The sequence below is a fragment of the Aestuarium sp. genome (assembly GCF_023253315.1).
GTDB lineage: Bacteria > Pseudomonadota > Alphaproteobacteria > Rhodobacterales > Rhodobacteraceae > Marivivens > Marivivens donghaensis.
The window spans coordinates 25857-51474 of record NZ_JALRGW010000010.1 but is presented as its reverse complement, the minus strand read 5'-3'; the positions used below and the strand labels follow the sequence as shown (position 1 = coordinate 51474).

Annotated in this window: 19 protein-coding genes; 12 read left to right on the top strand and 7 right to left on the bottom strand. The window is 57.7% G+C overall.

The features are described from left to right. Window positions 1–181: 181 nt before the first annotated feature. The gene (locus AC1QQ2_RS07320; protein WP_479712649.1) at window positions 182–964 is read right to left on the bottom strand and encodes a FadR/GntR family transcriptional regulator; all 783 of its coding nucleotides are present in this window, start codon (window positions 962–964) and stop codon (window positions 182–184) included. Between the two features lie 320 nt (window positions 965–1284). Between AC1QQ2_RS07320 and AC1QQ2_RS07315 the strand changes: the two genes are divergently transcribed. The 5 genes from AC1QQ2_RS07315 (at window position 1285) to AC1QQ2_RS07295 (ending at window position 9605) form a co-directional block, all read left to right on the top strand. Further along, complete coding sequence (locus AC1QQ2_RS07315) at window positions 1285–2334, top strand: TRAP transporter substrate-binding protein (RefSeq protein ID WP_479712648.1); 1050 nt, start codon at window positions 1285–1287, stop codon at window positions 2332–2334. Between the two features lie 103 nt (window positions 2335–2437). Then, a complete protein-coding gene (locus AC1QQ2_RS07310) occupies window positions 2438–4504 on the top strand; it encodes a TRAP transporter large permease subunit (RefSeq protein ID WP_479712647.1) in 2067 nt (688 codons plus the stop codon). 13 nt (window positions 4505–4517) lie between these two features. Further along, entirely contained in the window at window positions 4518–5663 is a 1146-nt protein-coding gene (locus tag AC1QQ2_RS07305) for an alpha-hydroxy acid oxidase (RefSeq protein WP_479712646.1), read from the top strand. A gap of 12 nt (window positions 5664–5675) precedes the next feature. Next, window positions 5676–7367, top strand: coding sequence for a D-lactate dehydrogenase (gene dld, locus AC1QQ2_RS07300; protein ID WP_479712645.1), 1692 nt, complete (start codon window positions 5676–5678; stop codon window positions 7365–7367). 120 nt (window positions 7368–7487) lie between these two features. Next, window positions 7488–9605 (top strand): M10 family metallopeptidase, encoded by a 2118-nt coding sequence (locus tag AC1QQ2_RS07295; protein WP_479712644.1) that lies wholly within the window; start codon window positions 7488–7490, stop codon window positions 9603–9605. 33 nt (window positions 9606–9638) lie between these two features. Here the strand turns inward: AC1QQ2_RS07295 and katG are convergent, their stop codons facing one another. From katG to AC1QQ2_RS07275, 4 genes are all read right to left on the bottom strand, one after another. Next, a complete protein-coding gene (gene katG, locus AC1QQ2_RS07290; protein ID WP_479712643.1) occupies window positions 9639–11843 on the bottom strand; it encodes a catalase/peroxidase HPI in 2205 nt (734 codons plus the stop codon). Window positions 11844–11964: 121 nt separating this feature from the next. Continuing rightward, window positions 11965–12648, bottom strand: coding sequence for a sulfotransferase (locus AC1QQ2_RS07285; RefSeq protein ID WP_479712642.1), 684 nt, complete (start codon window positions 12646–12648; stop codon window positions 11965–11967). Beyond that, window positions 12645–13511 carry a glycosyltransferase family 2 protein gene (locus AC1QQ2_RS07280; protein WP_479712641.1) on the bottom strand — a complete coding sequence of 289 codons (867 nt, stop codon included), beginning with the start codon at window positions 13509–13511 and terminating at the stop codon, window positions 12645–12647. The genes AC1QQ2_RS07285 and AC1QQ2_RS07280 overlap by 4 nt, the downstream gene beginning before the upstream one ends. Further along, window positions 13508–14761 (bottom strand): glycosyltransferase family 4 protein, encoded by a 1254-nt coding sequence (locus AC1QQ2_RS07275; protein ID WP_479712640.1) that lies wholly within the window; start codon window positions 14759–14761, stop codon window positions 13508–13510. The genes AC1QQ2_RS07280 and AC1QQ2_RS07275 overlap by 4 nt, the downstream gene beginning before the upstream one ends. 138 nt (window positions 14762–14899) lie before the next feature. On the opposite strand from AC1QQ2_RS07275, the gene AC1QQ2_RS07270 reads away from it, so the two are divergent. Both AC1QQ2_RS07270 and AC1QQ2_RS07265 read left to right on the top strand, forming a co-directional pair. After that, window positions 14900–15661 (top strand): DUF2793 domain-containing protein, encoded by a 762-nt coding sequence (locus AC1QQ2_RS07270; RefSeq protein WP_479712639.1) that lies wholly within the window; start codon window positions 14900–14902, stop codon window positions 15659–15661. Between the two features lie 39 nt (window positions 15662–15700). Further along, a complete protein-coding gene (locus AC1QQ2_RS07265; RefSeq protein ID WP_479712638.1) occupies window positions 15701–16549 on the top strand; it encodes an asparaginase domain-containing protein in 849 nt (282 codons plus the stop codon). Between the two features lie 95 nt (window positions 16550–16644). On the opposite strand, the gene AC1QQ2_RS07260 is transcribed toward AC1QQ2_RS07265, so the two are convergent. Continuing rightward, window positions 16645–18957 carry a Tex family protein gene (locus tag AC1QQ2_RS07260; RefSeq protein WP_479712637.1) on the bottom strand — a complete coding sequence of 771 codons (2313 nt, stop codon included), beginning with the start codon at window positions 18955–18957 and terminating at the stop codon, window positions 16645–16647. Window positions 18958–19101: 144 nt separating this feature from the next. On the opposite strand from AC1QQ2_RS07260, the gene AC1QQ2_RS07255 reads away from it, so the two are divergent. The 3 genes from AC1QQ2_RS07255 (at window position 19102) to AC1QQ2_RS07245 (ending at window position 22229) form a co-directional block, all read left to right on the top strand. Continuing rightward, entirely contained in the window at window positions 19102–19881 is a 780-nt protein-coding gene (locus tag AC1QQ2_RS07255) for an ABC transporter permease (protein ID WP_479712636.1), read from the top strand. Between the two features lie 75 nt (window positions 19882–19956). Continuing rightward, window positions 19957–20586, top strand: coding sequence for a DUF3047 domain-containing protein (locus AC1QQ2_RS07250; protein WP_479712635.1), 630 nt, complete (start codon window positions 19957–19959; stop codon window positions 20584–20586). A gap of 107 nt (window positions 20587–20693) precedes the next feature. Further along, window positions 20694–22229 carry a M10 family metallopeptidase C-terminal domain-containing protein gene (locus AC1QQ2_RS07245; protein ID WP_479712634.1) on the top strand — a complete coding sequence of 512 codons (1536 nt, stop codon included), beginning with the start codon at window positions 20694–20696 and terminating at the stop codon, window positions 22227–22229. Between the two features lie 2 nt (window positions 22230–22231). Here AC1QQ2_RS07245 and AC1QQ2_RS07240 read toward each other — a convergent pair whose 3' ends face one another. Beyond that, window positions 22232–23344 (bottom strand): polysaccharide biosynthesis/export family protein, encoded by a 1113-nt coding sequence (locus AC1QQ2_RS07240; RefSeq protein ID WP_479712633.1) that lies wholly within the window; start codon window positions 23342–23344, stop codon window positions 22232–22234. A gap of 170 nt (window positions 23345–23514) precedes the next feature. Here AC1QQ2_RS07240 and AC1QQ2_RS07235 point away from each other — a divergent pair, with 170 nt between their 5' ends. Both AC1QQ2_RS07235 and AC1QQ2_RS07230 read left to right on the top strand, forming a co-directional pair. Continuing rightward, complete coding sequence (locus AC1QQ2_RS07235; RefSeq protein ID WP_479712632.1) at window positions 23515–24663, top strand: UDP-galactopyranose/dTDP-fucopyranose mutase family protein; 1149 nt, start codon at window positions 23515–23517, stop codon at window positions 24661–24663. Further along, window positions 24660–25598 carry a glycosyltransferase gene (locus tag AC1QQ2_RS07230; protein ID WP_479712631.1) on the top strand — a complete coding sequence of 313 codons (939 nt, stop codon included), beginning with the start codon at window positions 24660–24662 and terminating at the stop codon, window positions 25596–25598. The genes AC1QQ2_RS07235 and AC1QQ2_RS07230 overlap by 4 nt, the downstream gene beginning before the upstream one ends. Window positions 25599–25618 lie beyond the last annotated feature (20 nt).

The window sequence follows — 25618 nt, the reverse complement described above, 5'->3', positions numbered from 1 at the left end:
CCACCGCGAACGATGCCACTATCAGCCATAGGTTATGAGAAAACTCTACGAACTCCATACGAACGACAGTCAGCCTCCCTTCCAACTGGTTCTATTTGTGCCCCATGACGGCGGGGTGACCAAACAGGCGTCAACCTAAGGCAAATTTTAAATTTGTCCCGTTATTTATTGATAACGTCGATTAGCCCTTGTCCCACAACAGTTTGCGCTTTTCTGCCATACGTTCACGCTGATCACGGTCGTGGCCCAAACGAAACGAGGTCTCGACGAAATCAATATGGGCGCGAGCCGCGGCCTCTGCGGCGATGGGATCGCTGGCAAAAATCGCCTCCGCAATAGCCTTGTGTTGTTCGAGCAGCCGATCGCCCGCAGTATCAATCGTGCGCAGGAAATTGCGGTTATAGAACACCCCTCTACGAGTCAAATCATAGATCGACGCCATCATATGGATGAGCGTGGAATTGTTGCTCGCATCCGCTACGGCAGAGTGGAAACTGATATCCGCAACCTTTGACGCTTCTAGGTCTTGATCCTCATGCGCCCTCACCATGCGATCCAAGATCGACGCGATAATGTCTTTATCAGTCTGGGTCGCCCGCTGTGCTGCCAACCGCGCGGCAAAGGCTTCCTGTTCACGGCGATACTCCAGATAATCGTAGAACGCCGCAGGGTGCCGCGCATAAAGATCGAGGAACGCGGGCGTCATTGCGGTGCCAGTTAGCTGCGCGATAAACGACCCTTCGCCATGGCGAACAATCAGCAACCCTTCGTCTTCAAGCTGCTTCAGGGCTTCACGCAATTTTGGCCGCGACACCTCTAGCCGTTCAGCCATTTCGCGTTCGGACGGCAGCCGCGCGCCCTCTTTGAGGATGCCATTCACGATCATCGTTTCGATCTGATGGACCACCGCGTCAGCCACCGAATCGTGAGAAATCGGTTCGAATAATGCGCTCTGCTTCACCATTGAACGGCCCCTCCTCAACTTCAGAGCTAAAGTAGAGAGGTAAGTTATATTTTCCAGCCTAAAATTCAAGCAGCCTCCGCCGGCACTCCTTACCCGCCGTCCTTTGCCGTTGTAATTTCGTGAGAAATTCACCGCTCGCAGGTCGTCAGACATCCGAACAGAACAAACTTTTATGGAAGTTTACTGACCTACAATTCTCTCCGATTGCCATCAGTGGTAAATTTTATTGTTGACTGTATGCAGAGGTATATTGTCTTTACCACTCTATCCCATTCGGCGCCAGCGGCCCGAGTGTCGACAGTTTAAATGGAGGAGAGACAATGAATAAATTCACCGCACTCGCTGTATCCGCTTTGGTACTCGCAGCGCCCGCCGCAATGGCAGAAGACGACCCAATCCTGCTCAAAACCCCTGTTGCGTTTAACACCGCCCTTCCGGGTCTCGGCTCGCCGATCCCACGCGTTGCTGAACAGCTTGAACTGATGTCGGGCGGTAGCCTGCGGATGCGCGTCTATGAGCCGGGTGAACTGGTTCCGCCGTTCGAAATCCTCGAAGCTGTCTCGACAGGCAAAATCAACTCTGGCTACACCACTGCCGGTTACTGGGCGGGCTCGATCCCAGCGGCACCGCTGTTCTCGGCTGTTCCGTTCGGCCCCGAAGCTGGCGAATACATGGCGTGGCTCTACTACGGCAACGGCATGACCCTTTATCAGCAGATGTATGATGATGCTGGCTACAACGTTCACGTTCTGCCTTGCGCAATAACCGCACCTGAAACCTCGGGCTGGTTCGCAAACGAAGTTAACTCGCCCGAAGATCTGCAAGGTCTGAAAATGCGCTTCTTCGGCCTCGGCGGTGAAGTCATGCAGAAACTCGGCGTTGCGACCTCGCTGCTGCCGGGTGGTGAAATCTTCTCGGCTCTGGAAAACGGTGCAATCGACGCAACCGAATTCTCGCTGCCCGCCGTGGACACCCGTCTCGGCTTCTACAAACTGGTGAAGTTCAACTACTTCCCGGGTTGGCACCAGCAAGCTACCGTCTTTGAACTTCTGATCAACGGCGACACTTGGAACGAAGCGTCGGACACCCAGCGCGCAATCATCGAAAGCGCTTGTAAAGCATCCATGGCTGACTCCTTTGCAGAAGGCGAAGCGATGCAGTTCTCGGTCATGATGGACAACGTCGAAAACAACGGCGTCGAAATCCGTCAGTGGAACCAAGAGATGCTCGACACCTTCAAGGCTGGTTGGGAAGAAGTCGCTGCAGAACAAGCTGCAAACGACGAATTCTTCGCAGCAGTTCTGGCTGACATGAACGAGTTCCGCGAAGGCTACCAGATCTGGAAAGAAAACGCGTTCTTGCCGCGGTAAGTCACAATCGTGGGAGGGTCGAGGAGGCCCTCCCACACCACATCTCCGAACAATTCTACGGGGTCACTGACCCTTTTCCGCACGTTTCCAAGGAGGAGGAACCATGTCGAATACTATCCATTCGTCCGAAGACCCCGTTGAGGTTTATGAAACCCTTCAAGAGCACCCCGACCGCGACATTCAGCCGATTGCAAACGCGCTAGACAGCGTTGTGAAAAGCGTCGGTTTGGTCGTGATGTGGACCAACGTTCTGCTGATCCTCGCGATCGTGACGCAGGTTGCCTTCCGCTACGTGCTAAACCAGAACTTCCCACAACTCGATGAAATCCAATGGCATTTCTACGGGTTGGTGACGATGATCGGCATTTCCTTTGCCCTCGTGACCGATAGCCACGTGCGTGTGGACGTGCTGCACATGCAGGTGTCCCGCCGTGGTCAGCGCGTGATCGAAGTCATCGGCATCCTCTGCCTTTTGTTCCCGTTCATCTATCTGATGATCGACCAAGGCTACGACTATTTCTACGAGAGCTTCCGCGTTGACGAACGGTCCTCTAGCCCCTTGGGTCTGCCGTATCGGTGGGCGTTTAAAGCGATCATCCCGATCAGCTTCTGCCTTCTGGCGCTCGCTGCGGTCGCACGTCTGATCCACGACATTCACGCGCTTTGGATGAACTACGCAGACGAACGCGAAGGCGGCAGCCTCCGCACCATCCTCGTCACCCTCGTTATCTTTATCGCGGTCACTGTCGCGCTGACGTTCCTTGTCAAATACACCGAGGAAAAGCTCGTTATCGCGATGTTCCTGACCTTCATCATGCTGTTGTTCACGGGCTTCCCCGTTGCGTGGACGCTGGCGGGTGTGGGCGTGATGTATTGTGGTATCGCCTACCTCTTCGACAACAATTTCATGGCGTGGACAGGGCTCAAGCGTACGCTTACCGGCCTCGACTATCTGACCTTGGGCGCGACCGTGAACCGTGTCTATTCCACGATGTCGAACCCGATCCTTGTGGCGCTGCCGATGTTCATCTTCATGGGCCTGATGCTGGACGAAAGCGGCGTGGCTGAAAAACTCATGCGCTCTATGCAGCGTTTGTTCGGCACCGTGCGCGGTGGTCTTGCGATCACTGTGACGCTGATCGGCATTATCCTTGCGGCCTCCACTGGTATCATCGGTGCATCGGTCGTCCTCTTGGGCGTCCTGTCCCTGCCCACGATGATGGAGCAGAAATACAGCCCGCGTTTGGCCGCTGGTGTGGTCTCTGCCTCTGGCACGCTGGGTATTCTGATCCCGCCGTCGATCATGCTGGTGATTATGGCTGACCAAATGGCACTGTCGGTTGGTGACCTCTTTATGGCTGCCGTATTCCCGGGCGTGATCATCGGTGGTCTGTATCTGGTGTACATTTTTGTCGTCGCCCTAATTAATCGCGACCTCGCCCCCGTTCCCGAAGGCGCTGTCCGCCCTGACTGGGCCGCCGTGAAAGACGTTCTGATCGCCGTTATCCCGACGCTTCTTCTGATCCTGTCGGTGCTGGGTTCGATCTTTGCTGGCCTCACCACCCCGACCGAAGCCTCTGGCGTTGGTGCATTGGGTGCGACCCTCCTTGCGATGCTCTACCGCAAGCTCACCCTGCGCAAACTGGTCAACGTGCTGAAGTCCACCTTCAACACCACGGCCTATATCTTTGCGATCTTCCTTGGTGCGACGGTGTTTTCTTACGTGCTGCGCGAACTGGGCGGCGACGAACTGATCGAAGGCATTATTCGCGGCGCTGGCTTTGGTCCCGAAGGCACGATCTTTATGATCCTGTTCCTCGTGTTCCTCTTGGGCTTCGTCCTCGATTGGATCGAGATCACGCTGATTGTTCTGCCGTTGATGCGCCCGATCGTGAATGGCCTCGGCCTCGATATTCCGGGGTTTGGTGAAATCGATGAACCCGCACTTCTGTGGTTCGTGATCATGGTGGCTGTAACCTTGCAGACCAGCTTCCTCACGCCGCCTGTTGGCTTTGCGCTCTTCTACCTCAAGGGTGTCTGCCCGCCAGAAATCCGCCTGGTCGACATCTACAAAGGCATCATCCCCTTCGTGTTGCTTCAGCTGACTGGTCTTATGCTGGTCTACCTCTGGCCACAGCTTGCCACCTGGCTGCCCTCTGTCGCTTATTAACGGAGCCTGAAAAATGCGTCTGGCCCATTGCCACAACTTCCACGACTTCCGCGAACTTGCCCGCCGTCGTCTGCCCGGTCCGATCTTCAACTATATCGACGGGGCTGCCGATGACGAGGTGACCTATCGCCAAAACACAGCCGCCTTTGATCGCTGTGACCTGCTGCCTTCGGTTCTGACCGGCGTGCAGGACGTGGATATGTCTGTCACGGTGATGGGCCAGAAGCTCGACATGCCGATCTACTGTTCGCCGACCGCGCTCCAGCGGCTGTTCCATCACGAGGGGGAACGCGCTGTCGCGGCAGCAGCAGAAAAATACGGCACGATGTTCGGCGTGTCCTCTCTGGGCACCGTCAGCATCGAGGAAATGCGGGCCAAACACAAAAACCCGCAGTGCTATCAATTCTATTTCCACAAGGATCGTGGGCTGAACCGCGCCATGATGCAAAGCGCCAAGGAAAGCGGAGTGAACGTCATGATGCTGACCGTGGACAGCATCACCGGCGGCAACCGCGAACGCGACCTGCGCACCGGATTTTCCATCCCCTTCCGCCTGACACTTGGCGGGATGATGCAATTCGCAATGAAGCCGATGTGGGGCATCAACTATGTCACCCACGAAAAGTTCGCGATGCCGCAGCTGGATAAATTCGTGAACATGGGCGGTGGCGCCTCGTCGATCGGCAACTACTTCTCGAACATGCTCGACCCGTCAATGAACTGGGACGACGTGGCGGAAATGGTGCAAGAATGGGACGGTCAGTTCTGCCTCAAGGGCATCATGACCGCCAAGGACGCCCGCCGCGCCGTGGACATCGGCTGCACTGGCATTGTCCTGTCGAACCACGGTGGCCGCCAGCTGGATGGGTCGCGCACGCCCTTCGATCAGCTCATGGAAATCGTGGACGAGGTCGGGGACGAAATCGACGTTATCATGGACAGCGGCATTCAGCGCGGCACCCATGTGCTAAAGGCGTTGTCGCTGGGCGCTAAGGCTGTTGGCGGCGGGCGGTTCTACCTTTACCCTCTGGCCGCAGCTGGACAGGCAGGTGTCGAACGCGCGCTTGGCCTGATGAAAGCCGAAATCGAACGCGGGATGAAACTGATGGGCGTGACCTCGGTCAGCCAACTGTCCCGCGAAAATTTACGGTTCCGCTAACCGGAGTTGAAAATGGACAACCGCGCGCTTCTCGCTGAACTACGTCGGATCGTTGGACGTCGTCATATTTTCACGTCTCCCCGCGCAACCCAGCGGTTCCGCAAAGGGTTCCGCTCTGGCGAAGGCGAGGTTCTAGCCGTTGTCCAACCTGCGACCCTGCTTGAGCAATGGGAAATCCTCAAAGCCTGCGTGGCCGCCGATAAGATCGTCATCATGCAGGCCGCGAATACGGGCCTGACCGAAGGGTCCACCCCGAACGGTACCTATGACCGTGACGTGGTTTTGGTGAACACCCGCCGCATGGATGGTCTGCGTCTAATCCGTGACGGCAAACAGGTGATCAGCTTCCCGGGGGCAACGCTCTTTGCGCTCGAGAAACTCCTCGACCCGCTGAACCGCCAACCCCATTCGGTGATTGGCTCGTCCTGCATCGGCGCATCTGTCGTCGGTGGTGTCTGCAACAACTCTGGCGGCTCACTCGTCGAACGCGGCCCGTCCTACACTGAAATGGCGCTCTACGCGCAGATAACGGCGGATGGAACGCTCGAACTTGTGAACCACCTCGGGATCAATCTGGGCGACAAAGCCCAAGAGATCCTGACCCGTTTGGAATCCGGTTCTTTTACTGAGGCCGACATCGACGACACGAACCGCAAAGGGTCAGACACCGATTACGTGACCCGTGTCCGCGATGTCACCGCAGACACCCCTGCCCGTTTTAACGCTGACAAACGCCGCCTGTATGAGGCCGCTGGCTGCGCGGGCAAGCTCGCTGTTTTTGCCGTCCGTCTGGATACCTTTGAAAAGAACGCGTCAGAGCGCACCTTCTACATCGGCACCGATGATACCGCCGCGCTGACCGATCTGCGCCGTGCGATCTTGTCTAATTTTGCCTCCCTGCCCGTCAGCGCCGAATACATGCATGCCGATGTGTTCGACATTTCTGACCGCTACGGCAAAGACACGATGGTCATGATCGACAAGCTGGGCACCGACCGTTTGCCCATGTTCTTTGCGATCAAAGGCTGGGTCGATGCGCGACTGGCAAAAGTGCCGTTCATGGGCCGTTTCACGGACCAGTTCATGCAGACCTTGTCGCGCATTTGGCCTGACATCCTGCCTGCATCGCTCCGCAATATGCGGGCCAAACACGAACACCACTTGATCCTGAAGATGCGCGACGACGGCATTGCCGAGGCACGCGCGCTCCTCGACACGATGGCGAGTGAAGGCCGTCTGTCGTTCTTTGAATGCAACCCGCGCGAAGCGAAAATGGCAGGCCTCCTCCGCTTTGCCGCGGCGGGCGCGGCGATCCGATACAAAGCGATCCACGCCGCCGAGGTCGAGGACATCATCGCCCTCGATATCGCGCTGCGCCGAAACGACGAGGATTTCCTCGAACGACTCCCGTCTGAGATTTCGCAATACCTGACCTACAGCCTCTACTACGGTCACTTCATGTGCCACGTCATGCATCAGGATTACGTGGTCAAAGCGGGTGCTGACGTCAAAGCGATCAAAACTGCGATGCTTAAACTGATTGATGAACGCGGCGCTGAATACCCAGCCGAACACAACGTCGGCCACCTCTACGCGGCGAAACCCGACCTCGCCAACTTCTACAAATCCATCGACCCAACCAACAGCCTCAATCCGGGCTTAGGCAAAATGTCGAAACGCAAACATTACGCAGAACAAGATTAATCATCCAATCGCGGAAGATTGACCCGAATAAACTAAAGTTTGCTCTTCTGCGTTTGGCAGTCATTAACAAAGCGCCGTATAAGTTACTGGAGTGTACGTACAATCCAGTCGCGGATGCCAATGGCCTATGTCACCGAAACCAACGATGCCGTCGCATCGACACAGACGCCCTATGCGATCTCTGTGGGTGATTACTTTGTGGGCTACCTCGCCCAAAATAACGAAGACTGGATAGAGGTCACTTTAACTGCTGGAACAACCTATACTGCTGCAATGGCGGGTTTGGGCACACAGTCGGCTGCTGTGTCTGATACCTACCTAACCCTCTATTCCTCGAACGGCACCAATATTACGGTCGACGATGACAGCGGCCCCGGTCTTTACTCCAACCTGACATATACCCCCACAACAACGGGCACCTATTACCTCGCTGCGGGCAGCTACGATGGTGGCAGCAGCGGCGACTATGCTGTGTCTTTGGCCATCGGAACCAAGGCGGACTACGATCTCGCGATGGGGTCATCGGCGCTGATCCGTTCGGATTCTACGTGGTCCAGCGCCCCCGCGACTGGCGCGAATGTCACGTGGGGATTTCGGAACAGTGGCACTGCGCTAGACGCAGACGGCAAAGCGGCCCCGTTTTCCCAACTCTCCGCCGCCCAAATGGATGCAGCGACCGAAGTTGTAACCTACGCGGCGAGCCTCACAAACCTGACGCTGACCCAAGTCGCCACAGGCGGAACCACGAACAATGCCACGATCCTCTTGGCTGGCTACACGTCATCAACCGACGGCGCAGGGGCTTATGCCTATTTCCCGGGGAGCACCGCTGCCTCAAATGCGGCGGGTGACCTATGGGTGAATAACCGCTGGGTATCGACCAGTTCACTCGACGTTGGCAGCTACTCTTACTTTGTCTTTTTGCACGAATTCGGCCACGCCATCGGCCTGTCCCACCCTGGTGATTATGACGTGGTCGCGGGAACGACGATCACCTATTCATCAGCCGCTCAGTTCATCTCGGACAGCCACCAATATTCGGTGATGAGCTATTTCGACGAAGCCAACACCATGCAAAGCATGGGGCTCTATCCGCAGACATTCATGCTCTACGACATTTACGCGCTGCAAATGCTTTACGGAGTGAACACGGCAACGAACGGCGGCGACTCTGTCTACGGGTTTAACTCGAATGTCGGTGGCGTGTTTGATTTCTCGACCAACGCGTCCCCTCTCCTCAGCATTTGGGACGGGAGCGGGTCGGACACCATCGACCTGTCAGGCTTTACGACAAGCCAACTCCTCGACCTTAATGATGGGGCGTTTTCCAACATCGGCGGATATGACGGCAACGTCTCAATCGCCTATGGCGCCGTGATCGAAAACGGGATCGGCGGCACGGCAGCGGATACGATCAATGGCAATGAATACGCCAACACGATCCGCGGACTATCAGGCAATGACACCATCAACGGTGGCGCGGGCGACGACCACCTGTTCGGCAACCTAAACCACGATGTGATCAATGCAGGCAGTGGTGCTGACGATGTGCGCGCGGGCTGGGGCAACGACACGGTTTACGGCGGCGATGGCGATGACCAGCTTTACGGCTACATCGGTCATGACCGGATCTACGGCGAGGCTGGCAACGACAGCATCTTTGGCGACCGAGGCCGCGATATCCTGAACGGCGGCGAAGGGGACGACTACATCCACGGCGGCGCGGATAACGATTTCATTGCGGGAGAAGAAGGCAACGACATCCTCATCGGCGGGTCTGGCGATGACGAGCTCTATGGCTTTACTGGTGATGACTCCCTGCATGGTTGGGACGGGAACGACCTGCTGCGCGGTGGCGAAGGCAATGATTTCCTTGCAGGAAACGAAGGCAACGACACGCTCTACGGGATGGACGGAAACGACCAACTCTTTGGCGCGACGGGGAATGACACACTGTCAGGCGGCGCGGGCGACGACCTCATGCGCGGCGGCCAAGGGTTTGATACATTTGTTTACGATGCAGGCAATGATCGGATCGGGGATTTCCTCAACGACGTGGATCGCCTGTCCTTAGACAGTGCCGCACTCGGTCTCGACGGTCTTTCAGCTCAAGAGATCGCCGATATGGCAATCCAACTCGACACCGCGCTGTTTTGGGATTTCGGCGGAGGGAACACACTGACCCTCGAAGATTGGGAAGATGCCAACGACATAATCGACGACATCTACCTGTTTTGAAAAAGGCCGGTGTTTCCACCGGCCTTTCGTTCGTTACTTCAGATCGAACCGATCCAGTTCCATCACCTTGGTCCATGCTTTGACAAAGTCGGCAACGAATTTGCCAGCGTTGTCGTCCTGCCCATAAACCTCGGACAGGGCGCGGAGTTGCGAGTTTGAGCCAAAGACCAGATCAACGCGGGTCGCGGTCCATTTCGCAGCACCCGTCTTGCGGTCGCGGCCTTCGAACAGCTGATCGCCGTCCACAGGCACCCACGCGGTATCCATGCTCAGCAGGTTGACGAAGAAGTCGTTGGTCAGCTGACCTTCGCGCTCTGTCAAAATACCATGCTTGGTCCCGCCGTGGTTTGCGCCCAATGCACGCATACCACCGACCAACACCGTCATCTCTGGTGCGGTAAGGGTCAGCAACTGCGCCTTATCGACCAGCAGCTCCTCAGCCGAAGCACTGAACTGGCGCTGCTGATAGTTGCGGAAGCCATCACTCAGCGGTTCCAGCGGATCAAAGGACTCTGCATCGGTCTGCTCTGCGCTCGCGTCCATACGTCCTGGGGTGAACGGCACCTCAATCGCGTGACCCGCCGCCTTCGCAGCCTGTTCAACAGCAGCCGAACCTGCCAGCACGATAAGGTCCGCCAGCGATACCTTCTTAGCACCAGCCTCAAACTCGGCCTTGATCCCTTCGAGAACGCCCAGAACCTTTGCCAATTGGTCAGGCTCGTTCGCATCCCAACCCGATTGCGGCGCCAGACGAACGCGCGCACCGTTGGCACCACCGCGCAGGTCAGACCCACGGAAGGTCGAGGCAGACGCCCATGCCGTCAGCACCAGTTCACGGGTCGACAGACCAGAGGCCAAGATCTTGGCTTTCAGATCAGCGATCTCTGCCGCGTTTACGACCTCATGATCGCAGGCTGGGATCGGGTCCTGCCAGATCAGATCTTCCGCAGGAACATCAGCACCATAATAGCAGGCTTTCGGCCCCATATCGCGGTGGGTCAGCTTGAACCACGCACGGGCAAAGGCATCTGCAAACTGGTCAGGGTTCTCGAGGAACCGCTTCGAAATCGGCCCATAGATCGGGTCCATTTTCATCGACATATCCGCGGTCGTCATCATCGGGCGATGCTTTTTCGACGGATCATGCGCATCAACGACCATATCTTCGTCTTCGCAATCAATCGGGTGCCACTGGTGCGCACCTGCTGGCGACTTGCACAGTTCCCAATCGTATTTGAACAGGACCTTAAGGTAGCCCATGTCCCAAGTGGTCGGCTTCGGCTTCCACGCACCCTCAATACCAGAGCTGATTGTGTCGGCGCCCTTGCCCGAGCCAAAGCTCGACGCCCAGCCAAAGCCCATCTGTTCAATCGATGCAGCCTCTGGATCAGCACCAACATGCGCCGCGTCACCTGCACCATGCGATTTACCGAAGGTGTGACCACCGGCAACCAGCGCAACGGTTTCCTCATCGTTCATCGCCATACGGCCAAAGGTTTCGCGCACGTCGCGGCCAGAGGCGACAGGATCAGGCGTCCCATCTGGACCTTCAGGATTCACATAGATCAGACCCATCTGAACCGCTGCCAGCGGGTTTTCCAACTCGCGATCACCCGAATAGCGGCTGTTTTCTTTGTCCGACGTAGCAAGGAACTCTGCCTCTGGACCCCAATAGATGTCTTCTTCCGGCTCCCAGATATCCTCACGACCGCCGCCAAAGCCGAACGGCTTCAGGCCCATCGATTCAATCGCAACGTTGCCCGCAAGGATCATCAAATCCGCCCAGCTCAGCGCGTTGCCGTATTTCTGTTTGATCGGCCATAGCAGACGGCGCGCCTTGTCGAGGTTCACGTTATCCGGCCAAGAGTTCAGCGGCGCAAAACGCTGCGTGCCCGACCGCGATCCACCACGACCGTCAGCCGTGCGGTAGGTGCCCGCAGAGTGCCACGCCATACGGATAAAGAACGGACCGTAGTGCCCGTAGTCCGCAGGCCACCAGTCTTGGCTATCGGTCATCAGCGCGGTCAAGTCCGCCTTTACAGCGTCGAGGTCAAGCGACTTAAACGCCTCAGCATAGTTAAAGTCGGGGTCCATTGGATTGCCCGCAGGCTGGTTCTGATGAAGCACCTTCAGGTTCAGCTGGTTTGGCCACCAATCACGATTCCCGCGGCGATCATTGCGCACATTGGGCATCGCGCCATGAATAACAGGGCATTTACCGCCAGTATTTCCGTCCATAACACTCTCCATCATAGGTCTGGGCGCGGGTTCATCCCCGCCGATCTGGTGCAAGCCTAACGAGAGTTTAGAATAAGTAAAAATTAGATATTCTGATTGTTGTGATAATTAATACTTATCACTAATGGTCCAACCGCCGCGCCAAAACCGCTGCCGTTTTAGCCGTATCAATCGGCTCCTCCAGCCAGTTAAAAACAGGCTCTAATCCAGCAGGATCATCGCAAAACTCCGAGTAATTCGTGACGATCGCTCGCTCTGGATACTGCGCCGCGTAATCCGCAAACCGTGCATCCATGCCTTCGACCAAACGGCGCACGTCTTCGCGATCCCAGTCTTTCCACCACCCCGACTGCGCCACCTGATCCACGTCGCGCGTATTGAAAATGAACCGAGCGTTTTTGAAATGATAATGCATAAAATCGAGGACCATCGGGAAATCATCGCCCAAGGCGTTGTAACGGATTTCCTTAAACCCGAACCAACGTGCATCATTGGGCGGTGTCAGCACGTTTTCGACAAAGGCATCGACCAAGGCCGCCCCGAACTTCACAGGCCGCATTTGATCGGCCCCATGCCAAGGATGTTCAGCACCGCGCAGCTCCTCACCCCACGAATATCGCGTCATCCGCACCCGCCGTGCAGCGCCCCAGATACACTCCATCGCGTTATGGTTTTCACCACGGATCGTCGCACCATCAATCGACATCAACAGGTTCTGCAACAGCGTCGACCCGCTGCGCCCGTAAGTCACAATGAATATGCAGCCCTTGAGTTTGGGGTATGTGGCATCAAAACGATGGCTCATTTGACCCTCTCAATCTCTGGTCGGAACCAAAGCCCGCGCCAAAACGCAGCATAAATCGCCCGCCGAAAGCGCCACGACGATCCGCGCATCTGTCGGTGTGCCCGTAGCCAGAACTCTGCCACGCCAGCCCAACCCATCATCCGTAGCCGCGCCGAAGTTTCGTTCCGCGCTCCGTACCTGAATTTCCAGAGCGTCTCCCGCGTGATCAACCCGTAATTCACTCCTTGGTTAACAGGCAAATCGTGCACGACCACGCTTCCGGGCACGAATAGACCGGGATGGGATCGCGCCAAACGCTGCGTATACTCCGCATCGTCATACCAAATGAAATAGTCCACAATCGGCAGCCCATGCGCCTCAATCGCCCAACGCGGGATCAGGCAGGACACGAACGAACAAGACGACACGAGGAACACCGGCGCGTCAGGCGCATAAAACCGCGGCCAATCCCAAACGGGCGCAGGCGTGTTCATCTCGCAATGCCCCCCATCCATCCATTTTACCCACGAACAGGCAAACGGCGCGCGCCGTCCCGTGTCCGTTTCGAACTGGGTTAGAGCCTGTTCGAGCCGCTCAATCGCCGTCGGTTCGGGATATGCATCATCGTCACTGACCCAAACCAGATCAGCGCCATCTGTATAGGCGCGTTTCAGCCCGAGGTTAAAGCCACCCGCCCCGCCGATATTCTCTTTCAAACGCAGATATTCGACGCCCGTTGCGACCTCAGCTGTATGATCCGTCGAGGCATTATCGACCACATAAATCACATCGGGCACACGCGTCTGACCATGCAGCGCGGCCAGAACCTTCGCCAGTTTATCCTCCCGATTATGGGTGACGATGACAGCGGCAAGTTTGGTCATTTGGCCTCCATCGCCTCGCTATAATATCCCGTAATCACATCCTTCGCAGAAGGCTCCGCAACAAGAGTTTCAAGGTTTTTCCGCAAAGTTAGAGCCTGTTTTTGCAAAAACGCCCCATCCCGCCACAAACGGTCCACGATGCGCACTATCCCCCGAACAGTCTGCGCAGGCTCGGGCGGCGTCAACAGGTCTTGCGTCAACAGTTCACCCATCGCACCGACATCGGTGGCAATCGGGATCACCCCTTCTTCAACCGCCTCAATCGCCACAAGCGCGAGGCCCTCATTCGCGGATGGGAGGATCAAGATATCCGCGCCCTGCAACACCCCGCGAACATCCGCGCCGCTCGAATGAAATGTAATCCGATCGGACAAACCTTTGGCCTCCGCAATCTGGTGAACAAACCGCAAAAACGGACCCTCGCCCACCATATCGAACCGCAGGTCCACACCGTTCTTTCGCCCCCACCGCATCAACCGAGCCATCGCCCAAAGCGCTGTCACAGGCCGCTTTTGGTAGGCCATCCGCCCGACAAAGGCGACCCGCAGCGCGGTCTGTTGAGGTTGCATTCGAACGGGCTTAGCCCTTCTCCATTCTATCATCCGCCCAAGATCAACAGGGCGATCAAACCGATCTCGATAAAAGTTAACCAACTTCCGACTGATCACATGCGTCCGATCAAGTTGCCTGCTCCACACCCCTGAAATCCGAACGAACCCACCGTCCATATGCTCCATAATATGCGTGCTATCATAGATCCTCACCCGCGGAAGCTTGCGACGGATCACAGGCAAAGCGGCGTAAAGGGGGACGCAATGATGGATATGAACCGCAACGATATTTTCTTTTGAAACAATATCTTGAACGAGTCCGCCCCACTCTGATCGGGGTCGATCATGCCAATCCAGCACCTTCACACCCTCGGGCGCAACGCCCCCTGATCGCTCGGCCACGACGAACACCTGCAGCCCCAAATCCTGCGCCCATTCGATGCAATCCCGCGCGAGCGTCTCGGCACCGCCCACGGCAAACCAGTGCATTCCTATGAGGATCGCAGGCGGTTTTGCGTGGTTAGGCCGTGTCCGATCCCCCATTAGAACGCCGTTCAACGGACGCCATTGATGTCGTTCAACCCGACGAGAGAACAGTCGTTCCCGAATATAGAGCAAACGCTCCACAACAAACGGCGCGCCCCAATAGCCAGCGGCCAGCAGGGACTCATAAGGCAATCTTTCTGGCGCTTCCGTCATGGTTAATTCCTACCCGACCACATGCGCCATAAAAAGACAATCAAGGTTAACAGGCCCTTACCAGAGCGGACGCCGCATTAGCCGAACCTTGGGAATTAAACCTTAATGTTGGTGAAAATTTCAGCCCCAGAGGTCCCTATGCCCGATACGTCCGCCACCCTTTCGCTCCCCTATCTGATGCCCGCTCAGGCGCAGAAACACGTCACCCACAACGATGCCCTCGACCGTCTCGACCTCGTTGTGCAGCTCGTCGTCAGCGAATTCGACGCGACCAATCCGCCTGCCAGCCCGACCGAAGGCGACTGCTACGAGATTAGTCAAACTCCAACTGGCGACTGGGTCGGCAACGCGGGACAACTCGCCGTGTTTCAGAACGGCGGCTGGGTCTATGTCACCCCGAAAAACGGGTGGCTAGCGACGACCGAGAGTGGTGATATTAGGCTCTATTCTGGCGGAACTTGGGTGGATGCGCGCAATCAGTCTGCGCTCAACAACCTCCCCGAACTCGGGATCAACGCCTCTGCCGACAGCACCAATCGCCTGTCGATTTCCTCTGACGCGGTGCTCTTGAACCATGCGGGTGCGGGTCATCAGGTGAAGGTGAACAAGGCCACCCCATCCGACACTGCCAGCCTCCTTTTCCAATCGAATTGGTCGGGCCGCGCCGAGATGGGCCTCGCGGGAACGGACAACTTTGCGGTCAAGGTCAGTGCAGATGGCAGCACTTGGACGACTGCCCTTTCAGTAGAGGCGGCCAATGGCAACGTCACCTTATCTCAGGCATTAACCTTAACACCCGCGACGGCCCCAATTTCACCCACCGCTGGCATGCTCTATTTCGACGACACAACAGCAAAGCTCCGATGTTACGACGGCACCCAATGGCATGAGCTGTTTTGACGGATTGCCGAGCCGCGCTCGATCAGGCTAGTGATAGATATGGACCTACTTTTGATACATACTGGCGGCACCATCGGCATGGTGCCCACGGCCAACGGCCTCGCCCCGCAAAAGGGCGTGGTCGAGGACGCAATCGCGGCGCGGCTACCCACTGGCGTGACCTTGCATCAGCACGTTTTTGATCCGCTTTTGGACTCGGCCGATGTTGGACCAAATCACTGGAACGAAATTCTATCGGTGTTGACCAATCACCCCGATATGCCCGCGCTCGTAACGCATGGCACCGACACGATGTCCTTCACCGGCGCAGCTCTGTCGCAAGCGCTGGCGGGGCTGGACCGTCGGGTCATTCTGTGCGGATCGATGCAACCCTTGAACATGGGCGGCGATGCCGAAGGAAACCTCGATCTCGCTCTTGATGCCGCGCTGAACCACAGCGACGCGGGCGTGCATTTATCCTTTGCGGGCAAGCTTTTACCCGCTGATGGCCTGACAAAATACGACAGCCACGCGGACGATGCATTCCGCCATATCCCGCAGGCACCGCTGACCGCCCCTACCCACCGTCAGTTCGACGCGAAACGTCTCGCCATCGTGACGTTGACGCCCGATTTTCCCATCGCCGCCCTCTCCGCGATGCTGTCCGAATTGGACGGCGCGGTGTTGCGGGTGTTTGGTGCAGGGACCGCAATGAACAATCCCGCGCTCTATGACGTCCTGAAATCCGCGATCGCAGACGGCAAACGCATCCGCGCTGTCAGCCAGAGCACGACGGGCGGGTTAGAACCGGGCGCTTATGCGGCGGGGTCGGCATTATGGGCGGGGGGCGTTGAAAATGGCGGGTTAGAGACGCCAGAAGCCGCCTTGATCCACCTTTGGCTCAATTAAGCGGCCAAATTTCAAAAATTTCGACCTGCTTTTTCAAAGCAAAGCGCCGCACCCAACGGGTGCGGCGCAACCGCAGTTCCAAATTCGAACGTAAGTTATTTCTTGCGCATCGCCTCAAGGAGCGCAGCCCCCAGACCACCCGTTTCCGCCTGCTTCGGCGGGCTCGCTTGTGTCCGCATGCGGGACGGAGCCTGCCCGCGCTGACGGTCCTGACCGCGTTCATTACGGGTCTCTTTCGCGCTCGCACCACCATCTTTGCGCATGGTTAACCCGATGCGCTTGCGCGGCACGTCGACCTCGGTCACGGTGACGCGCACAACGTCCCCCGCTTTGACGATCTCATGCGGGTCTTTGACGAATTTATCGGCCAATTGGCTCACGTGAACCAACCCGTCCTGATGGACGCCAATGTCCACAAAAGCACCGAATGCGGCCACATTAGTGACTGTTCCCTCAAGCACCATTCCGGGTTTCAGGTCGGTGATTTCCTCGACCCCGTCGGCAAAGCTAGCGGTTTTGAATGTCGGGCGCGGGTCCCGTCCGGGCTTTTCCAACTCGGTCAGAATATCGCGGACGGTGGGCAGACCGAACGTCTCGTCGACAAAGTCCTCGGCACGCAGCCCGCGAAGAGCTTGCGCATCGCCCATCAGTGACCGGACATCTCGACCGCAGGCCGCAACGATTTTGCGGGCGACGCCGTAAGCTTCGGGGTGGACAGCGGACGCGTCGAGCGGTTCCTTCCCGCCCGTAATCCGCAAAAAGCCCGCACATTGTTCGTAGGCTTTCGGCCCCAGACGCGCGACCTTCAGCAGGTCCTTGCGCGAGGTAAACGCGCCGTTGCTATCGCGGTGCGCCACGATGCTTTCAGCCAAAACGGGGCCAAGGCCCGAGATATGCGCCAATAGCGGCGCGGATGCCGTATTCAGGTCTACTCCGACCGCGTTCACCGCATCCTCGACCACCGCTTCGAGCGATTTTGCCAGTTTGTGCTGATCGACGTCATGCTGATACTGGCCGACGCCGATGGCCTTCGGTTCGATTTTAACCAATTCGGCAAGAGGGTCTTGGAGACGCCGTGCAATTGAAACCGCACTGCGCAGAGACACGTCGAGGTCGGGGAATTCCCGCGCCGCGAGTTCGGACGCCGAATAGACCGACGCGCCCGCCTCGGACACGACGACCTTGGTCGGGGCTTTGACCGACGACGGGAGGCGTTTCAGGGTTTCCGCCACCAACCGTTCGGTCTCGCGGCTCGCCGTGCCATTGCCAATCGCGATCAGATCAACGTTGTGTTTCGCGATGAGCGCAAGGATCACAGCCTGCGATCCCTGCACATCCATGCGCGGTTGGAAGGGGTAGATCGTCGCCGTGTCCAGAACTTTACCCGTCGCATCAACGACCGCGACCTTCACCCCTGTGCGGATCCCTGGATCAAGACCAATCGTCGTCTTCGCACCCGCAGGTGCGGCAAGCAACAAATCCTTGAGGTTACGTGCAAAAACGGTGATCGCTTCCTCGTGTGCAGTGCTGCGCATTTCGCCCAAAAGGTCGAGCATCATGGTCATCGACAGCTTCACCCGCCACGTCCAGCCCGCAACGCCCGCCAGCCATTTGTCACCCGCGGTCCCCGAACGAACACCCAGTTCAGAGGCGATCAGCGACACGGCACGCGCAGCGCCCTCTTCGTCAGGGGCGATATCGATGGTGAGGAAGCCCTCGTTCGCGCCGCGCAGCATCGCCAGCGCACGGTGGGACGGCACGGTCGCCCATTTTTCGCTATGGGCAAAGTAGTCGGCAAATTTCGCGCCGTCCTTTTCCTTGCCCTCAATCACACGGGCGGAAATCACCGCCTCGCGTTTCATGAACTCGCGCAGATCACGCAGCAGACCCGCGTTCTCCGCCAACCCTTCGACCAGAATATCACGGGCACCGTTGAGCGCGTCTTTGGTCGTCGGAACGGCCTCAGTGATGAACCCAACCGCGTGAACCTCGGGATCGGTCGCCCGATCGGACAGGATCAGATCGACCAGCGGTTCCAACCCGTTTTCACGGGCGATCATCGCTTTGGTGCGGCGCTTGGGTTTATAGGGTAGGTAAATGTCTTCCAACTCGGCCTTGGTCGCGGCCTTGTGGATCGACAGCGCCAGATCGTCGGTCATCTTACCCTGCGAGGTAATTTCTTTCGCGATGGCCGCGCGGCGCTGTTCCAATTCCCTCAGGTAGGTCAGACGTTCGGCCAAGGTGCGCAATTGCGTGTCGTCCAGCCCCCCCGTCACCTCTTTGCGGTAGCGCGCGATAAAGGGAACCGTCGCCCCTTCGTCCAACAGCGTCACGGCAGAGGTGACCTGTTTCGGGGTGGCGTTAATGTCCTGCGCGATGGTCGCTGCAATGCGGGTGATGGTGTCCAAAGGGGCCTCCGAATACGAACTGGATATCCTTCTTAGCCCCCCATCCGACCCGCCACAAGCAACCCAAGCCCACTGTTTTACCGATCCGAAAGACAAAGCCGATATCGATGTCTATAGTCCACCCAAACGAACCAAAGCAGCCCGATGACCCCAACCCTGTCTCGTCCCAGATTCACCACGCTCCGTTCGATCATGGCCTTGATCCTGCGCGAGATGGCATCGACCTATGGTCGGTCGCCCGGTGGCTATCTTTGGGCCGTGTTAGAGCCTTTGGGCGCCATCGCGATCATGGCGCTGGGATTTTCGCTGATGATCCACAAACCGTCCTTGGGCAGCAATTTTATGCTGTTCTACGCGACAGGGTTTTTGCCGATCCACATCTACGGCGAACTCTCAACAAAGGTGATGAATACGCTCCGCTATTCACGGATGCTCTTGGCCTATCCACGGGTGCTGTGGATCGACGCGATCCTTGCGCGAGTGGCCTTGCACCTGCTGACAGGGATCGTCGTCTCGATCCTCGTGATCGGCGGCATAATCGTGCTGACATCGGCCGAGGCAGACATCGACCCCGCGCTCATAGCCCAAGGCATCGGCATGGTCGCCCTCATCGGCACAGGCATCGGCACGCTGAACTGTTACCTAACAGGTCGGTTCGAGTTTTGGGGCCGCATCTGGGCCATCGCCTCGCGCCCGATCTTCTTTGCCTCGGGTGTGTTTTTCCTCCTCGACAACGTGACAGAGCCGTTGCGCACATGGCTTTGGTGGAACCCGCTGATCCACGGGGTTGGGCTGGTTCGGGCGGGGTTTTATCCAACCTATGAAGCCACCTACGCCTCGCTCACCTACGGCTATAGCTTCGGCCTGATTGCGATGGTTTTGGGTTTAATCCTGCTCCGCGCCAATCACGACAGGATTTTGTGACAGCCTATCACGTTCGCTAGAGGGGCGTTTACAGATCAGCCTCGCCCGTTACCTATACCGTGACGGAGGACCCCAATGCGCAACCTAATCGCCGCCCTATTCACCCTCGCCGCAAGCAATGCTGTGGCCAATCCGATGACCAATTGGACAGAACAGAAATTCGCGCTGTTTTCATCAAACGATTATACCGCGACCGAGACATCAGTTGATGTGCAGAGCGCGGGAACAGTGTCGATGTTGTGGACCGCGCTCCCACCGTCTGACTGGTCCACTCGACAAGCAAGTTGGGATTGGTCCGTCACCACGAGCGTGCCGCCAACCGACCTCACGCAAAAGGGCGGCGATGATCGGAACCTATCTCTCTATTTCGTGTTCATGCCCGAAGATGTGACGCGTCAAAATCAATCCGCTTCGATCCGCAGCCTCCTCGCTGTCGAGGAGGCCCGCGTGCTGATGTATGTCTTTGGCGGCAATCATAAGATCGGAGATGTCCTAACCTCTCCTTACCTTGGTGATCGGGGTCGAACGATCATTCGGAGATCGGCGGGCACGGGCAGCTACACGGAATCCGTCGATCTCGCCACCGACTATACCCGCGCTTTTGGTGGAGAGGCGACAGCACTTGTTGGTTTGGCCCTGTCCGCAGACAGCGATGATACCGACAGCCAGATTTCCGCACGGTTGGAGAACTTAAAACTCGAATAATCTTTGGATTAAACCCGACCCAAAGGTCGCCATTCCGCCTCATTTTTGCCCCTGCGCCTGACCGTCCGCCCACTGACCATTGGTTCGGTGGTACACAGGGGATGACGATGAACATCGACTATGCTGGCCGCGTAGGGGCGGCGCTTTATACTGATCTGGTGATGATTGATGGCGTGCTGGTCGGCACCTCACGTTATGGCGGCGCGATTGAAAGTTGGACGAGCGACCTCAGCCAAATCGACAGCCTCGCTCACACTCGCACCGATACCGCAGGAGGCAAGGCAGAGTTGACAGTTGTCAACTTTTCCGACGGTCCCGCGCTGATGACAGGAGGCGGCGCAAACGGCAGCCTACAATTGATCAGCGTAACAGATGGCGCTCTGTCCACGGCAATAGACTACGGAGAGTTCTCTTGGCCCTCTGAAATCACCGCCAGCACAGCCGTCACGTTAGCCTCAGGCCGTATCGGATTTTACGGCGGCTTCTGGGGTGAGGACGGTATCGCGCGGCTCCAGTTTTCGGGCAATGGCGCGCTCCTCGGCACAGGCTATACGCCCGACACGGCGCAATCCTACGCCTCTGGCATCACAGCGATGACCACGGCGAACTTTAGCACCACACAGTATATCGTGACCCTGGCCCAAGAGATGAACGGCCTCACCCTGTGGTCGGTGGCAGACAACGGCAACCTCTGGGCCGAAGATACTGTCGACGCCACGGACGGGCTGTGGATCTCGGCCCCCACCGCCATTGAAACCGTTGAGATCGGCGCAAATACCTACATGATCGTCGCTGCAGCGGGGAGCGGATCGCTCTCGGTCGTCACCTTGGACGCAACAGGCGCTATGTCCGTGATCGACCATGTGATCGACGATTTGGACACGCGGTTCGCAGGTGTAACCGCACTGGCCACGATCCAAGTCGACGGCGAAACATGGGTCGCGGCAGGTGGCGCGGATGACGGGGTGAGTGTCTTTTCCCTCCTCCCCAACGGCATGTTGGAACCCGTCGCACACTTAGCCGACACCGTCGCAGCGGGACTCGCCGATGTGTCCACGATTGAACTGGGCAGCACCGATGGGATCATCGACATCTACGTCGGATCGGCGAGCGAGACGGGCATCACCCACCTCACGTTCGACCCCAATGGGGCGACGATATCAGGCACTAATTCGGCGGAAACGCTATGGGGAACCGACGGCGATGACCTGATCTTCGACGGCGGTGGGATCGACATCCTAACAGGTGGCGCGGGCGAAGATGTGTTCATCTTTATCCCCGATGGCACTCCTGACACGATCACCGATTTCACACTCGGCGAGGACCGCATCGACATCAGCAGTTGGGGCCTCATCCGTAATCTGTCCCAAATCGGCTATACCGAAACGCAGGATGGCCTCACGCTGACCTACGGCGAGGAAACACTGCATATCCAATCGTCAAACCCGCTGACATGGGATCAACTCGTCCTACACGACCTCGTGCCCATCGCCCGCTATTCGAACCTCACGATGATCGACGAAAACAACGATGCCATCGACCCGTCCCTCCAAGACGTGCTGTGGCGGTTCTGCGGAACGGTCGACATCGCCGATGACACCTTAAAACAGATGGTCAACGGGGACACGGATTGGGGGTTTTAGACCTACAGGCTGTTCGAAATGCCCAGTGCGGAACCGATCAGACCCAGCACGCTGCGGGCGGAATTGATCGGGCTTTCGGTGGCATACACGAGGTCGCCAGACATGATCTCAAAGTTGCGGGCGGCAAAGAGGCCGTCGGCAGTTGTGAGGTCCACGGTGAACACGACCTGCTCTTTCGCGGGGCCGGTGCCGTCGGTGCGCAGGACAGATGCGGGGTATTCCCGCAGAACCAACACGCCTTTGGGGTTCGCACGGCCAGCATCCACGCCGCCGATCAGCGAAAGCGCCTGAAGCGCGGTCACGCGATCATCGGGGAAAACAAATTCGGATTGTGTGCCCGCAGCGCCGAGCGCGAGGAAGGTACGGTCGTCTTCTTCGATGAGGATACGGTCGCCGCCCTGCACTTCAGCATCCAGCGAGGGGTTATCGAACAGACGATCCAGCGAGATGCCATAAACCGACGAACCACGGATCAGCTTTACCTGCGGGTTCGCCATGCCACCGCGCGCGCCGCCACCTTGGGCGATCAGCGACAGAACAGTCACGTTCCGACCTTCGAGCGGATACACACCCGGCGCACCAACGCCAGACACGAGGTTTGCGGTATTCGCACGGCCTGGGGTCACAGCAATCTGCACCTGCGCAGACGGGATCGTTTCGAGGTATTTTTCCTCAATCCGCTGACGCGCCGTTTCAGGCGACATGCCCGAGATTTTGAGGTCACCAACGAAGGGCAAGAACACTTCACCGTTCGAGGACACCACAACGTCTTGGAGCTGCGCCGCACTTCCCCCCGCACCAGCAAGCAGCGCGTTTTCGCCCGTCTCCCAAACGGTCACTGTGACGACATCGCCTGTGTTAATGATTAACGACGACGGCTGGCCTGCATTGCGGATCCACGACCGCGACGTGTCACCAACCACGGGCCACGCGGCCAGACCAGATTGGGTATCACGGGTGACGGCGACCACTTCGAACGCAGCCTCTTCACCAGATTGGGAGGGTCGCGCGGCAGCGATCACTTCTGACTGGAAACCAGCACCACGCGGCGTGTTACACGCGGCTAGGGTGACACAAAGGCCAGCGGCCATCAGATGACGATATGAAAACCCCATGTCCCCCCCGGGAGTGGCTATGATAAGCAGTCTTTGCACCATACTACCCAAATGGATATGGTCAATAACTTGTAGGCCGCTTCGCGGCTTTACCCACAATATTTGGTAGTTTAGTCTGGTAAATCGTGCGGTCACCACGTTACCTAGCGGTGAGTAAACAGAGGGCGTCCATGTCTAAAGGCATCGTTGTTGTAGGGGCGGGATTCTCGGGCGCTGTCATTGCCCGCCAATTGGCCGATGCTGGGTTGACCGTGACTGTGATCGAGAGCCGTGATCACGTCGGCGGAAACTGCCACACCTCTCGCGACGCGCAGACTGGAATCCTGCTCCACCACCACGGGCCGCATATTTTCCACACTGGGGATCGGGGCGTTTGGGATTACGTGAACCGCTTTGCCGTGTTTCACCCCTATCGCCACGCAGTGCGGACAACCGTGGCAGAGAACGTCTATTCTCTGCCCATAAACCTCCAAACAATTAACCAGTTTTTCGGCACAGCGATGCGGTCGGACGAGGCACGCGCATTTATCGCCGCGCAATGCGTCGACATCCCGAACCCCGCCCACTTTGAAGAAGCCGCGCTCGCCGCCATCGGGCCCGCGCTCTACGAGGCGTTCTTTCGTGGCTATACGGTGAAACAATGGGGCTGCCCGCCGACGGAAATCCCAGCCGCGGTGTTTCGACGGTTGCCGCTGCGGTTCAACTACGACGACAGCTACTTTGACCATCCCTACATCGGGATGCCAGAGGATGGGTATACGGCCTTAATAGAGTCTATTTTGGACCATCCTTTGATCAGTGTTCAGCTCGGTCAGTCAATGACACAGGCCGATTTGGCGACTTACGATCATGCTTTTTGGACTGGCCCTCTCGATGGGTTTTTCGAACACCAATTCGGTCGGCTCGGGTATCGGAGCCTTCGGTTTGATGAGTTCCGCGAAAGGGGCGATTGGCTGGGCTGTGCGGTGATGAATTTCGGGGACGAAGCCGTCCCCTACACGCGGATCACTGAACAAAAGCACCTCGCGCCGTGGGAAAGTCACGATGCATCGGTGCTCTATGCAGAAACCGCGATCGACTGCGGGCCAAACGATGTGCCCTATTACCCGACGCGGCGATTGGATCAGCGGGAGTTGTTGGCCCGCTATGTTGAGGCGGCAGAGGCGACCACTAACACCACATTCGTTGGCCGCTTAGGCACCTACCGTTACATCGACATGGACGTGACCATCCGCGAGGCGATGGACACGGCCACTGCCTACCTCTCGGCCATTAAAACAGGCTCCCGCCCGCCCGTCTTCTCGGTGCGCCCGCTATGACCCGCATCGCTGCTGTGATCGTGACCTACAATCGGGCGGATCGCTTGCGGTGGACGCTGGATCGCACCTTATCGGAGCCATTCGATCAGGTGTTTGTGGTGAACAATGCATCGACAGACGGGACGGCAGAGGTTTTAGCGAAGTTCGATGATCCACGTCTGACCATTATCAACCTGCCCGAAAACCTCGGCGGCGCGGGAGGCTTTGCCGCTGGGATAGAGGCCGCAGAAGATGCCGATTGGCTGGTTCTTTTCGACGATGACGCGTGGCCCGCTGGTGGCGCGATGACCCAGCTTCGGGCAGAATTAGAGACTATTTCGCCCGACATTGCGGTTCTTGCGGCTGATGTTCGGCTTCCTGATGGGACGGCTTCTGACATGAACCGCCCGATCATCAATCCGTTCTGGAACCTCAAGGATCGCGCACTGACAACCCTTCGCCACGGGCGTGGCGGATTTACCGTGCCCGCAGATACTGCCCGCGACATCGATGCGGCGACCTTTGTTGGTTATGCCCTGCGCGGGTCTGTCGCGCGAAAAATCCCGAAACCAGAGGCGGGCCTATTCCTCTATTCGGACGACATTCTCTATAGCCTCGCCCTGCGCAAGGCGGGCTGGCGTATCCGCACCCTGCCCCAAATGCAGTTCATTCATGATTGCGAGACGCTCATGGCTGGCGATGTTTACCGTCCGTTATGGAAAAACCACTACACCATCCGCAACGGGGTCGAAGTCGCCCGTGTTGCCGCAGGTTGGATGTTCCCCGCCGCGCTTGCCTACCTCGTTCTGGTCTGGACCAAACGGGGGCTGAGGCTACGCGGTGGGGAACGGCGCGCCTATTTTGCGATCTTTGCCCGTGCGTTCTTGCATGGGCTGAGGCGAAAACGCGGGCGGTATGATCCGCTACATCTGGCGCCGCCACGGGCAAAGGACTAGGCTCTGACCAAAGGAGAAAC